Source organism: Chitinimonas arctica (assembly GCF_007431345.1).
In the GTDB taxonomy this organism is placed as follows: domain Bacteria; phylum Pseudomonadota; class Gammaproteobacteria; order Burkholderiales; family Chitinimonadaceae; genus Chitinimonas; species Chitinimonas arctica.
Map to the genome: position 1 here is coordinate 2,695,033 of NZ_CP041730.1, position 11,931 is coordinate 2,706,963.

Sequence of the window (11,931 nt, forward strand, 5' to 3'; positions counted from 1 at the left end):
AAAAACAGGGCAACCTCGCGGCTGCCCTGTTTTTTTCCGTACATCGAGGCCTAGATCAGCCGCGCTTCTTCAGCTTCTGGATTGCCGCCAGTTGGGCAATGGCTTCGGCCAATTCGGCTTGCGCCTTGGCGTAGTCCATGGCGCCGGAGCGGTTGGCCAGGGCTTCTTCGGCCAATTTCTTGGCTTCCGAGGCTTTCGCTTCGTCGAGATCGCCACCGCGGATCGCGGTATCGGCCAAGACCGTTACCACGTGCGGTTGTACTTCGAGGATGCCGCCGGATACATAGATCAGGATTTCATCTTCGTTGCTGTTGGCGACCTTGATGCGCAGCGCGCCCGGCTTGATGCGGGTAAGCAGCGGGGCGTGGCGCGGCAGGATGCCGATTTCGCCCATCTCGCCGGGAGCCGCCAGGAATTCGGCGGTACCCGAGTAGATTTGCTCTTCAGCGCTCACTACGTCCACATGCATCGTCATGGCCATTTTTTTCCTACCTTATGCCAGGGTCTTGGCTTTTTCGACAGCTTCGTCGATGCCGCCGACCATGTAGAAGGCCTGCTCCGGCAGGTGGTCGTATTCGCCGTTCAGGATGCCCTTGAAGCCGCGCAGGGTTTCCTTCAGCGATACGTACTTGCCCGGCGAGCCGGTGAACACTTCGGCCACGTGGAACGGCTGCGACAGGAAGCGCTGGATCTTACGGGCGCGAGCCACGGCCAGTTTGTCTTCCGCCGACAATTCGTCCATGCCCAGAATCGCGATAATGTCGCGCAATTCCTTGTAGCGCTGCAGGGTTTGCTGCACGCCACGGGCCACCGAGTAGTGCTCTTCGCCCACGACTTGCGGATCCAGCTGGCGCGAAGTGGAGTCGAGCGGGTCAACGGCGGGGTAGATACCCAGCGAGGCGATATCACGCGACAGCACGACGGTTGCGTCCAAGTGGGCGAAGGTCGTGGCTGGCGACGGGTCGGTCAAGTCATCGGCTGGCACGTAAACGGCCTGGATGGAGGTGATCGAACCAGTCTTGGTCGAGGTGATACGTTCCTGCAGACGGCCCATTTCGTCGGCCAGGGTAGGTTGGTAACCCACGGCGGACGGCATACGGCCCAGCAGGGCGGACACTTCGGTACCGGCCAGGGTGTAGCGATAGATATTGTCCACGAAGAACAGCACGTCACGGCCCTTGCCGGATTCGTCCTTCTCGTCGCGGAAGTACTCGGCCATGGTCAGACCGGTCAGCGCGGCGCGCAGACGGTTGCCCGGTGGCTCGTTCATCTGGCCGTAAACCATGGCGACCTTGGATTCGGCCAGGTTGTCCAGCTTGATAACGCCCGAGTCGGCCATTTCGTGATAGAAGTCGTTACCCTCACGAGTACGCTCACCCACGCCGGCGAACACCGACAGACCCGAGTGGGCCTTGGCGATGTTGTTGATCAGCTCCAGCATGTTCACGGTCTTGCCCACACCGGCGCCACCGAACAGACCCACCTTGCCGCCCTTGGCGAACGGGCAGATCAGGTCGATCACCTTGATACCGGTTTCCAGCAGGTCAACCGATTGGTTCAGTTCGTCGAACTTCGGTGCCTTGCGGTGGATAGGCCAGCGTTCTTCCGAAACAACCGGACCCACTTCGTCAACCGGGTTGCCCAGCACGTCCATGATACGGCCCAGCGTGGCCTTGCCAACCGGTACCGAGATCGGGTTGCCGCTATTGCTCACGGCTTGACCGCGCTTGACGCCATCGGTCGAACCCATGGCGATGGTGCGGACAATGCCGTCACCCAGCTGTTGCTGAACTTCCAGCGTCAGTTCGGGGCTGGCCAGCGTCAGTGCATCGAAAATCTTCGGCATGGCATCGCGCGGAAATTCCACGTCGACGACCGGGCCGATGATTTGCACGATTTTCCCTTGGCTCATCGTTGCATTCCTTAAAGTTTGTATTCGTTCCGCAGCGCGATCAGACCGCCGCCGCGCCGGCGACGATTTCCGACAGTTCCTTGGTGATGGCTGCCTGGCGGGTCTTGTTGTAGACCAGCTTCAGCTCATCGATCACCGTCCCGGCATTGTCAGAAGCGGCCTTCATCGCAACCATCCGGGCGCTTTGCTCGGAGGCGATGTTCTCGGCCACGGACTGATAAACCAGTGCCTCGATATAACGAATCAGCAGATCGTCGATCACCACTTCCGGCGCCGGCTCATAGATGTACTCGAACGGGTGCTGGCTGACCGGCTTCATGCGGTCGGCAGGCACAGGCAGGAGCTGTTCCATGGTCGGTTCCTGCTTCATCGTATTGATGAAGCGGGTGTAGACGATATGCAGTTCGTCGATCTGACCGGCGGTGTAGGCATCCAGCATGACCTTGACCGGGCCGATCAGACGATTGAGGTGCGGCGTATCACCAAGTTGCACCACATGCGAGACCACGCGAGCGCCCATGCGCTGCATAAAGCCCAAGCCCTTGTTGCCGATGGCGCTGACATCGACTTCGACGCCGGCCTGTTGCCAGGCCTTCATCTGGTTCAGCGAGGTGCGCAACACGTTGGTGTTGAGGCCGCCGCACAGACCCTTGTCGGTTGTCACCACAATCAGGCCAACACGCTTAACTTGCGAGCGCTTGGTCAGGAAGGGGTGGGCGTAGTCCAGCAGGGCCTGAGCCAGATGGGCCGTCACGTTACGGATCTTTTCACCGTAGGGACGTGCTGCCTTCATCCGGGTCTGGGCCTTGCGCATCTTGGACGCGGCCACCATTTCCATGGCGCGGGTGATCTTGCGCGTGTTTTGCACGCTCTTGATCTTGTTACGTATTTCTTTACCGCCTGCCATGATTTGACCTCTCTGTTAATCGATCAAATCAAAAAGCGCCAGTTGCCTTGAACGACTTGATGGCTTCCGCCAGCTTCTTGTCGTTATCGCCGGACAACTCACCCTTGCCGTCCATCTCATCGATGATGGCAGCGTGGTTGGCCTTGACGTAGGCATACAGAGCCGCTTCGAAAGCCAGCGCCTTTTCAACCGGAACGTCGTCCGCCATGCCTTTTTCAACGGCGTAGAGGGTCACGGACATCTGCGACACCTTCTTCGGCTCGTATTGGCCTTGCTTCAACAGTTCGGTAACCAGGCGACCACGATCGAGCTGCTTGCGGGTGGCTTCGTCCAGGTCGGAAGCGAACTGGGCAAAGGCGGCAAGTTCACGGTACTGGGCCAGGGCGGTACGGATACCACCGGCGAGCTTCTTGATGACCTTGGTCTGAGCTGCACCACCGACGCGCGACACCGAGATACCGGCGTTGATCGCGGGACGGATACCGGCATTGAACAGGTCGGTTTCCAGGAAGATCTGACCGTCGGTGATCGAAATCACATTGGTCGGCACGAAGGCGGATACGTCGCCAGCCTGCGTTTCGATGATAGGCAGCGCGGTCAACGAACCGGTCTTGCCCTTCACGGCGCCATTGGTGATCTTCTCGATGTACTCTTCGTTCACGCGCGATGCACGCTCCAGCAGACGCGAGTGGATGTAGAACACATCACCCGGGTAAGCTTCGCGGCCCGGCGGACGGCGCAGCAGCAGCGAGATCTGACGATAGGCCACGGCTTGCTTGGACAGGTCGTCGTATACGATCAGGGCATCTTCGCCGATATCGCGGAAGTACTCGCCCATCGCGCAACCGGCGTAAGGGGAGATGTACTGCATGGCGGCGGATTCGGAAGCGGCGGCGGCCACGACGATGGTGTGATCCATCGCGCCGTGCTCTTCCAGCTTGCGCACCACGTTGGCGATCGAGGAAGCCTTCTGACCGATGGCAACGTAGATACAGGTAACGCCGTTGCCCTTCTGGTTGATGATGGCATCCAGGGCGACAGCGGTCTTGCCGGTCTGGCGGTCACCGATGATCAGTTCGCGCTGGCCACGGCCGACCGGCACCATGGCGTCGATCGCCTTGATACCGGTTTGCAGCGGTTGCGACACCGACTTACGGGCGATAACGCCGGGGGCGATCTTTTCGATCGGGCTCGAAGCCTTGGCGTTGATCGGACCCTTGCCATCGATAGGCTGGCCGAGGGCGTTGACGACACGGCCCTTCAGCTCGGGGCCCACGGGCACTTCCAGGATACGGCCGGTACACTTGACTTCAGTACCTTCGGAAATGTGCTCGTAGTCGCCCAGTACCACGGCGCCGACGGAGTCGCGCTCCAGGTTCAGGGCCAGGCCGAAGGTATTGCCGACGAATTCCAGCATTTCGCCTTGCATCACGTCGGACAGACCGTGGACGCGGACGATGCCGTCAGTCACCGAAATAACGGTACCGGTGGTGCGCGTTTCGGCACCAGCGGACAGATTCTGAATCTTGCTCTTGATCAGCTCGCTGATCTCGGACGGATTCAATTGCATGGTTTGCACTCCATATTTTTGCTCGCCCTGTTTTATTGGGAGAGGCTAGCCGATAAGGCCGCCAACTTGCCACGCACTGAAGCGTCGATGACATCGTCACCGATGGTCATGCGCACGCCGCCGATCAGCTCCGGGTCAACACTTACCGTGGTCTCGATCTTGCTCGACACGCGGCTGGCCAGCAGGGACTTCAACTGTTCCAGCTGGGCGGCGTCCAGGGCAAAGGCGGACTCGATATGTGCCTTGACCACGCCGTCTTCGGCTGCCTTCAGGTGCTCGAACTGTTCGGCAACCAGGGGCAGCAGGATGAAGCGGCGGTTTTCCAGCACGGCGGCGACAAAGTTGCTGATCAACTGATTGGCGCGTGCGCCAAGCAAGTCGATCAGCAGGGCGTGTACCTGGCTCGCGGAGAACTTGGGATTGGTGGCGAACTCGACTGCCAGCGGGTCCTTGGCTGCGACGGCCAATACGGCCAACGCCTCCGACCATGCCGGCAGACTGTTCGTCTCTTTCGCGAGCCGGAAAGCGGCTTCGGCGTAAGGTCTTGCGACGGTAGTGAGTTCGGCCATGAGCTCTACAGCTCCGCTTTGAGGGAAGTCAGCAGGTCGGCGTGACGAGCAGCATCCACTTCGCGGCGCAGGATCTGTGTTGCACCGGCGACAGCCAGCTCGGAAACGCGTTGACGCAGTTCCTCGCGGGCGTGATGGGCTTGCTGCTCGATATCGGCGCGTGCTGCGCTGACTTCACGCTCGCCGGCTACACGACCGGTTTCGCGCGCTTCGTCGACGATCAGCGCGGCGCGCTTCTCGGCTTGGGCAATGATCTCGGACGCTTGCGACTTGGCCTTGCGCACTTCATCGGCTGCCCGCTTTTCAGCGAGTTCCAGATCGTGCTTGGCGCGGTCGGCAGCAGACAGGCCATCTGCGATGCGCTTGGCGCGCTCTTCCAGGGTGGCAACGAGTGGAGGCCAGATGAACTTCCACGTTACCAGTACCAGGATCGCAAAGACCAACGCCTGCCCGAATAGGGACGCGTTAGGATACATGGGTTAACCCTTTCATTAATGCGGGTTAATTACTTGATCATTGCAACCAGTGGGTTAGCGAAGGCGAACATCAGGCCAACGGCAACGGCGATAATGAAGATGGCGTCAACCAGACCGGCGATAACGAACAGCTTGGGTTGCAGGGCAGCGGCCGACTCAGGCTGGCGGGCAGCGCCTTCCAGGAACTTGGCGCCAACCAGTGCCACACCGATAGCAGCGCCAACACCGGCCAGGCCGATCATCAGGCCGATGGCGATAGCGGTGAATTGCTGGACGTTAGCGATCAGGACTGCGTGTTCCATTTGTTACTCCTAGTGAGGATGGTGATTTAAAGAAAAAGGGTGAAACGAAATCAATGGTCTTCGACGGCCAGGCCGCAGTAGACGATGGTCAACATCATGAAGATGTAGGCTTGCAGCAGCACGATCAGGATATGGAAGATGGCCCAGACGGAACCGGCGACTACCTGGCCGAACATGGCCAGCAGCGAGCCCGGATTGAAACCGGTCCAGGTCATGCCCAAGAGGGCGATCAGCATGAACACCAGTTCGCCGGCGAACATATTGCCGACCAGCCGCAGTGCCAGCGACAGGATGCGCGAACCGTATTCGACGCACTGCATGAAGGCATTGACGGGCAGCAGGATGATCTTCATCACCACGCCGTCGGCATGGAAGGGGGTGGTAAAGAATTCGGTGAAGAAGCCCACGAAACCCTTGGCCTGGATGCCCAGACCGATGGACAGCAGCACCACGGACAGCGACATGGCCAGGCCCTGGTTGATGTCGGCGGTGGGAACTACCTTGAGCTGGTGGATGCCAAACATCGCGACGATACGCGGCAGCAGGTCGACGGGCAGGAAGTCCATGGCGTTCATCAGGAAGACCCAGACGAACACGGTCAGGCCCAGCGGAGCGACCAGCTTGCTCTTGCCGTGGAAGATTTCCTTCACGTTGGTATCGACCAGCTCGACGATCAGTTCGACGAACAACTGGAACTTGGACGGCTTGTCGACCGAGGCGCGGCGGGCGACCAGGCCGAAGGCAGCGATAAAAATGAAGCCCAGGATCAGCGAGATCCAGAAGGTATCGAGGTGGAAGTTGCCTGGGTCGTCGACCGGCAGGTCATGGGACGCGCGAAGACTCAGCAAGTGATGCTGAATGTACTCGGTAGCGTTGGCAGGTGCGTGTTGTTCAGCCGACATAGTGATTGAGCAGTGATTTATGTAGAAACCAGTACCAGCAGATAGGCTGCCAAGGCAGCCACGAACGCACCGGCGAACCACAGTGCGTTCGCCCCGAACAAGATGAAGCCGGCGACCAGCAGGGTCAGCGCAACAACAAGCTTGACGATTTCGGCCAGTAAAAACTGGGCGAGCATCGCGTTCGGGGCCGGAATTCCGTTGAATCGACTCACTCGGCCATAGGCCAATACCGCTGCGATCTGGCTCAAGCCACCCAGCAGGGCGGCGAGCATCGCTTTGGCATCGGCGATAAAAAATGCTGTCGTGGCAACAACCCCGGTGAGGGCCGACATCACGAACAGCACGGCACGAATCTGTTTCCGTAGTTTTTCTGCCGGTGACAAGGCAGTCGAAAACCCGCGGATATTAGCTTTCTCTTGGTGCATTGGTCAAGTCGGCTGCCCCGATGCAGAGCCTAATGGCCTGTTTTTTCGGGTAAATTTCAAAATGTAATCGATCTCGATCGACTACCTGGCGGCGCTGTGGCTGCCCCATGATGGGGCTGGGGCTACTGGCGTAGCAGACTCAGCAGCGAATCGAGCTGGTCCAGCGAGCCATATTCGATGGTGACCTTGCCGCGCCCCTTGCTGCCGGTGGCGATCTGTACCCGGGCGCCCAGCTTGTCTGACAGGTCTTCCTGCAGGCGGGCCAGGTCGGGGTCGGGCTTCTTGCTGGCAGTGGCCGGCGTGGGCTGGCCGGCCAGCAGGGCTTGCGCCAACTTCTCGGTTTCGCGCACGGACAGGCCTTTTTCGGCTACCAGCTTGGCCATCTCGATCTGCTTGAGCAGCGGCAAGGTGAGCAGCGCACGGGCGTGGCCCATGTCCAGCGCGCCCTGCAGCAGCAGTTCGCGCACCGGATCGGCCAGGTTCAGCAGGCGCAGCAGATTGGTAACCGCCGAGCGCGATTTGCCCACCGCATGGGCGCACGCTTCGTGGGTCATGCCGAACTCGTCGATCAGCCTTTGCATCCCGATGGCTTCTTCCAGCGGGTTGAGGTCTTCGCGCTGGATATTCTCGATCAGCGCCATCACCAGGACGACTTCGTCGGACACCTTGCGGATGACGGCCGGGATATCGGTCAGGCCGGCTTTCTGGGCAGCGCGCCAGCGCCGTTCGCCGGCGATGATCTCATAGCGATCCACGCCCACTTCGCGGACCAGCACCGGCTGGATGACACCCTGGCTACGGATGGATTCGGCCAGGTCGGCCAGCGCATGCTCGTCCATCTGGGTGCGGGGCTGGTATTTGCCCGGCTGCAGATAGTGGACGGGCAGGGTTTGCAGCTTTTCCTCGACCGGTGCGGTGGCGCCCAACAAGGCATCCAGCCCGCGACCCAGACCTTTCAGCTTGGCCATATCGTTTTTACTTTCCGAATCTCTGCAGCAGCTCGGTAGCCAGCTCTTGATAAGCCAGCGCACCGCGCGAGGATTTGTCGTAGGCGAAGATCGGGCGGCCAAAGCTCGGGGCTTCGGCCAGCCGGATATTGCGCGGGATGACGGTACGGAACACCTTGTCGCCGAAATGCTGCGCCAGTTGCGCCACCACTTGTTGCGCCAGGGTGCTGCGCGGGTCGTACATGGTCCGCAACAGACCGTCGATCTCGATCTTGGGATTGATGGCCAGGCGCACCTTGCGCAGCGTGTTGACCAGGTCGGTCAATCCTTCCAGTGCGTAGTATTCGCACTGCATGGGGATGATCACGCCGTCGGCGGCCGCCAGACCGTTCAGGGTCAGCATATTCAGGGCGGGTGGGCAGTCGATCAGGATCATGTCGTAATCCTGGCGGACCGGCTCCAGCGCCAGGCGCAAGCGCACTTCGCGATGCTCCAGCTCGATCAGCTCCACTTCGGCGCCACCCAATTCCCGATTGGCCGGCAGCATATCGAAGCCGTGTTCGGTGGCGACCCGCACATCGTTCAGCTCGGAATGGCCCAGCAGCAGATGGTAGACGCTCCGGCCCAGGCCGTGCTTGTCCACGCCGCAGCCCATGGTGGCATTGCCCTGCGGATCGAGGTCGATCAGCAGGATGCGTTGGCCGGCCAAGCTCAGTGCGGCGGCCAGGTTGACCGCGCTGGTGGTCTTGCCGACGCCGCCCTTCTGGTTGGTCAAGGCGATGACCCGGCTCATCGGGGCGTCATCCACACGATGCAGCGTTCGGCGCCCAAGCCGGGCACCGCCAGCGGGGTAATCTCGCTGTGGATATTTTCCGGCAGGGCGCTGATCTCCTCGAAGGGCTGCACGCCTTTGAGCGCCGCCCAGCGGCCGCCGTCCGCCAGCAAATGGCGGGTCAGGCGGCTGAAATCGGCCAGGTCGGCGAAGGCGCGCGAGGTGATCAGGTCGAATGCCTGCGCCGGCTGGACGTTCTCCACGCGGTCGCAGACCACCTCGACCTGCTTGTTGAGGCCCAGCTCGATCACGGCTTGGCGCAGAAAAGCGGTTTTCTTGTGATTGCTGTCCAGCAGGGTGATATGCCAGTCCGGCTGGGCGATGGCCAGCGGGATGCCGGGTTGTCCGCCACCGCTGCCCACGTCGAGCAGGCGCGTGGGTGCGTGCGCCGCGATGGGCGCGTATGCAGCCAGGCTATCGAGCAGATGGTGCGAAACCATCCGCTCCGGTTCGGTGATGGCGGTCAGGCTGTAGGTCTTGTTCCATTTCAGCAGTAGACCGAGATAGGCCAGCAACCGCTCAACAGCGGTGTCGGCCAGCGGCAAGCCCAGTTCGGCCAAGCCTTCCCTGAGCTGTTGTTCTTGTCGATGCCCGATCATGCGCTCTTTTGTGTCGTGTCGTTGTCGTCAACGGCTTTGAAGCCGCGTTTCAGTTGCACCAGCAGAATGCCGATGGCGGCTGGTGTCATGCCTTGCAGGCGCGAGGCTTGGCCGAGTGTTTCCGGCCGGTATTGGTTGAGGCGTTGCTGCACTTCCTTGGACAGCCCCGGCACCTTGCCGTAGTCCAGCTCGGCCGGCAAGGGTACATTCTCGATATCGCTGCGCCGGGCGACCTCGTCCTTCTGCCGCTCGACATAGCCGGCATACTTGACCTGGATCTCCACCTGTTCGGCCACCAGAGGATCGGCGACCGCTTCGCCGGCCGCCGGCAGGCTCAGCAGGCTGGCGTAGTCGACGTCGGGGCGGCGCAGCAGTTGTTCCAGGGTGTATTCGCGCTCGATGGCTTGGCCGAAAACGCGCTGGGCATCTTCGGGGCTGATCAGGCGCGGATTGACCCAGGTGGATTTCATCCTTTCCAGTTCGGCTGCCACGGCGTCGCGCTTGCGGCTGAACAGCGACCATTGCTCGTCACCCACCACGCCCAGGCGGCGGCCGTCCTCGGTGAGGCGCAGGTCGGCATTGTCTTCGCGCAGCTGCAGCCGGAATTCGGCGCGGCTGGTGAACATCCGGTAGGGCTCGGACACCCCGCGGGTGACCAGGTCGTCCACCAGCACGCCCAGGTAAGCCTGGTCGCGGGCCGGTGTCCAACTGGCCTGGCCTTGCACCTGCAAGGCTGCGTTCAGGCCGGCGAACAGGCCCTGGGCGGCGGCTTCTTCATAACCGGTGGTGCCGTTGATCTGGCCGGCGAAGAACAGTCCCTTGATGGCCTTGCTCTCGAAGCTGGCCTTCAGCGCCCGTGGGTCGAAGTAGTCATATTCGATGGCATAGCCGGGCCGCAGGATATGGGCGTTCTCCAGGCCGGCGATGGTACGTACGGCGGCCAGCTGGACATCGAAGGGCAAGCTGGTGGAGATGCCGTTCGGATAGTACTCGTGCGTGTTGAGGCCTTCCGGTTCCAGGAAGATCTGGTGCGAGTCCTTGTCGGAGAAGCGGTTGATCTTGTCCTCGATGGAAGGGCAATAACGCGGGCCCACCCCTTCGATCACGCCGGTGAACATGGGCGAGCGGTCGAAACCGCCGCGGATGATGTCGTGGGTGGCCTGGTTGGTATGGGTGATCCAGCACGGCAATTGACGCGGGTGCATCGCACGGCTGCCGCGCGCCGAGAAGACCGGCCGAGGCTCGTCGCCGGCCTGCATGGTCATTACCCGGAAATCGATGCTGCGGCCGTCGATGCGCGGCGGCGTGCCGGTCTTGAGCCGGCCCACCGGTAGCTGCAATTCACGTAGCCGTTCCGACAGCGTGACCGAGGCGGGGTCGCCCGCCCGGCCGCCGGTATGGTTCTGCAGGCCGACATGGATCTTGCCGGCCAGGAAGGTACCGGCCGTCAATACCACGGTGGGTGCATCGAAGCGGATGCCGATCTGGCTGATCACGCCCTTTACCTGGTCGCCTTCGACCACGATGTCGTCCACGGCCTGTTGGAACAGGGTCAGATTGGGCTGGTTCTCCAGCATGCCGCGTATGGCGGCTTTGTACAGAATGCGGTCGGCCTGGGCGCGGGTCGCCCGCACCGCCGGGCCTTTCGAGCCGTTCAGGATGCGGAACTGGATGCCGCTGTGGTCGGTTGCCAGCGCCATGGCGCCACCCAGCGCGTCCACTTCCTTGACCAGGTGGCCCTTGCCGATACCGCCGATGGAAGGGTTGCAGCTCATCTGCCCCAGCGTCTCGATATTATGGGTCAGCAGCAAGGTGCGCACGCCCATGCGGGCCGCGGCCAGGGCGGCTTCGGTGCCGGCATGTCCGCCACCGATCACGATCACATCGAAACTCTCTGGGTACCGCATCGCTTAAGTGCCTGAAAAAGAAGGGCAAAGGGGGCTGCATTGTACGACAAGTCCGGCACCCGCGGCCAGCCGCGCAGCGTAACGCTGGCCGAGCGGGGCCGCTCGCGCTATAACGGAATCGTTTTCACACCTGACTGCATGCTTGATAACAAATGGAAAATTACCTGATTTGGTTCGTATTGGCCCTGCTGCTTGCTGGTGCGGAAATGTTGTCCGGCACCTTCTATCTGCTGGTTTATAGCCTTTGTTGCGCCCTTGGCGGCGTGGCGGCGGTGGCAGGATTGCCCGTACCGGCGCAGTTGAGCGTGGCCGCCGCCTGCGCGGTGGTCGGTACGCTTTGGCTGCGCCGCCATCCCATCAGCCGGCCGTCACGCGTCAGTGGCAACCTCGATCTGGGCCATCGGGTCGAAGTGGAAAGCTGGAAAAGCGAACTGACCGCGCGCGTACGCTACCGGGGCACAGGCTGGGACGCCGAGCTGGCCGCCCCGCTTGCCGAACGTCCCGGCACACTTTATATCGTCGGCCAGCGCGGCAATACCCTTATCGTGTCGCCGGTACCGCCCGCCACCGGCGCTTGAACCGT

General features: G+C 61.5%; 14 protein-coding genes. 1 reads left to right on the top strand and 13 read right to left on the bottom strand.

All coding sequences use genetic code 11. From position 1 onward, the window contains the following. Positions 1 to 55: 55 nt before the first annotated feature. From FNU76_RS12175 to mnmG, 13 genes are all read right to left on the bottom strand, one after another. Entirely contained in the window at positions 56 to 481 is a 426-nt protein-coding gene (locus tag FNU76_RS12175; RefSeq protein WP_144278448.1) for a F0F1 ATP synthase subunit epsilon, read from the bottom strand. A gap of 12 nt (positions 482 to 493) precedes the next feature. Beyond that, entirely contained in the window at positions 494 to 1,912 is a 1,419-nt protein-coding gene (atpD, locus tag FNU76_RS12180) for a F0F1 ATP synthase subunit beta (protein ID WP_144278449.1), read from the bottom strand. A gap of 40 nt (positions 1,913 to 1,952) precedes the next feature. Then, positions 1,953 to 2,819: a F0F1 ATP synthase subunit gamma gene (atpG, locus tag FNU76_RS12185; RefSeq protein WP_144278450.1), complete on the bottom strand. Its 867-nt coding sequence runs from the start codon at positions 2,817 to 2,819 to the stop codon at positions 1,953 to 1,955. Positions 2,820 to 2,847: 28 nt separating this feature from the next. Beyond that, positions 2,848 to 4,389, bottom strand: coding sequence for a F0F1 ATP synthase subunit alpha (gene atpA, locus FNU76_RS12190; RefSeq protein ID WP_144278451.1), 1,542 nt, complete (start codon positions 4,387 to 4,389; stop codon positions 2,848 to 2,850). A gap of 32 nt (positions 4,390 to 4,421) precedes the next feature. After that, positions 4,422 to 4,958 carry a F0F1 ATP synthase subunit delta gene (locus FNU76_RS12195; protein WP_144278452.1) on the bottom strand — a complete coding sequence of 179 codons (537 nt, stop codon included), beginning with the start codon at positions 4,956 to 4,958 and terminating at the stop codon, positions 4,422 to 4,424. Positions 4,959 to 4,963: 5 nt separating this feature from the next. After that, positions 4,964 to 5,434, bottom strand: a complete 471-nt coding sequence (locus FNU76_RS12200; protein WP_144278453.1) for a F0F1 ATP synthase subunit B — start codon at positions 5,432 to 5,434, stop codon at positions 4,964 to 4,966. Between the two features lie 29 nt (positions 5,435 to 5,463). Beyond that, positions 5,464 to 5,736, bottom strand: a complete 273-nt coding sequence (atpE, locus tag FNU76_RS12205; protein ID WP_144278454.1) for a F0F1 ATP synthase subunit C — start codon at positions 5,734 to 5,736, stop codon at positions 5,464 to 5,466. A 50-nt stretch (positions 5,737 to 5,786) separates the two neighbouring features. Then, entirely contained in the window at positions 5,787 to 6,638 is an 852-nt protein-coding gene (gene atpB / locus FNU76_RS12210; RefSeq protein ID WP_144278455.1) for a F0F1 ATP synthase subunit A, read from the bottom strand. A gap of 17 nt (positions 6,639 to 6,655) precedes the next feature. Next, positions 6,656 to 7,063 (bottom strand): hypothetical protein, encoded by a 408-nt coding sequence (locus tag FNU76_RS12215; RefSeq protein WP_144278456.1) that lies wholly within the window; start codon positions 7,061 to 7,063, stop codon positions 6,656 to 6,658. 122 nt (positions 7,064 to 7,185) lie between these two features. Next, complete coding sequence (locus FNU76_RS12220; RefSeq protein ID WP_144278457.1) at positions 7,186 to 8,031, bottom strand: ParB/RepB/Spo0J family partition protein; 846 nt, start codon at positions 8,029 to 8,031, stop codon at positions 7,186 to 7,188. Between the two features lie 7 nt (positions 8,032 to 8,038). Next, complete coding sequence (locus FNU76_RS12225; protein WP_144278458.1) at positions 8,039 to 8,803, bottom strand: ParA family protein; 765 nt, start codon at positions 8,801 to 8,803, stop codon at positions 8,039 to 8,041. After that, entirely contained in the window at positions 8,800 to 9,441 is a 642-nt protein-coding gene (gene rsmG, locus FNU76_RS12230; RefSeq protein ID WP_144278459.1) for a 16S rRNA (guanine(527)-N(7))-methyltransferase RsmG, read from the bottom strand. The genes FNU76_RS12225 and rsmG overlap by 4 nt, the downstream gene beginning before the upstream one ends. After that, a complete protein-coding gene (mnmG, locus tag FNU76_RS12235) occupies positions 9,438 to 11,348 on the bottom strand; it encodes a tRNA uridine-5-carboxymethylaminomethyl(34) synthesis enzyme MnmG (RefSeq protein ID WP_144278460.1) in 1,911 nt (636 codons plus the stop codon). Before mnmG ends, rsmG begins: the two co-directional genes overlap by 4 nt. Positions 11,349 to 11,500: 152 nt before the next feature. Between mnmG and FNU76_RS12240 the strand changes: the two genes are divergently transcribed. Continuing rightward, positions 11,501 to 11,926, top strand: a complete 426-nt coding sequence (locus FNU76_RS12240; RefSeq protein ID WP_144278461.1) for an NfeD family protein — start codon at positions 11,501 to 11,503, stop codon at positions 11,924 to 11,926. Positions 11,927 to 11,931: the final 5 nt, after the last annotated feature.

Coding starts and splice junctions, on each gene's coding strand:
- FNU76_RS12175 (WP_144278448.1), bottom strand. CDS start 481: ATGGCCATGACGATGCATGTGGACGTAGTGAGCGCTGAAGAGCAAATC.
- atpD (WP_144278449.1), bottom strand. CDS start 1,912: ATGAGCCAAGGGAAAATCGTGCAAATCATCGGCCCGGTCGTCGACGTG.
- atpG (WP_144278450.1), bottom strand. CDS start 2,819: ATGGCAGGCGGTAAAGAAATACGTAACAAGATCAAGAGCGTGCAAAAC.
- atpA (WP_144278451.1), bottom strand. CDS start 4,389: ATGCAATTGAATCCGTCCGAGATCAGCGAGCTGATCAAGAGCAAGATT.
- FNU76_RS12195 (WP_144278452.1), bottom strand. CDS start 4,958: ATGGCCGAACTCACTACCGTCGCAAGACCTTACGCCGAAGCCGCTTTC.
- FNU76_RS12200 (WP_144278453.1), bottom strand. CDS start 5,434: ATGTATCCTAACGCGTCCCTATTCGGGCAGGCGTTGGTCTTTGCGATC.
- atpE (WP_144278454.1), bottom strand. CDS start 5,736: ATGGAACACGCAGTCCTGATCGCTAACGTCCAGCAATTCACCGCTATC.
- atpB (WP_144278455.1), bottom strand. CDS start 6,638: ATGTCGGCTGAACAACACGCACCTGCCAACGCTACCGAGTACATTCAG.
- FNU76_RS12215 (WP_144278456.1), bottom strand. CDS start 7,063: ATGCACCAAGAGAAAGCTAATATCCGCGGGTTTTCGACTGCCTTGTCA.
- FNU76_RS12220 (WP_144278457.1), bottom strand. CDS start 8,031: ATGGCCAAGCTGAAAGGTCTGGGTCGCGGGCTGGATGCCTTGTTGGGC.
- FNU76_RS12225 (WP_144278458.1), bottom strand. CDS start 8,803: ATGAGCCGGGTCATCGCCTTGACCAACCAGAAGGGCGGCGTCGGCAAG.
- rsmG (WP_144278459.1), bottom strand. CDS start 9,441: ATGATCGGGCATCGACAAGAACAACAGCTCAGGGAAGGCTTGGCCGAA.
- mnmG (WP_144278460.1), bottom strand. CDS start 11,348: ATGCGGTACCCAGAGAGTTTCGATGTGATCGTGATCGGTGGCGGACAT.
- FNU76_RS12240 (WP_144278461.1), top strand. CDS start 11,501: ATGGAAAATTACCTGATTTGGTTCGTATTGGCCCTGCTGCTTGCTGGT.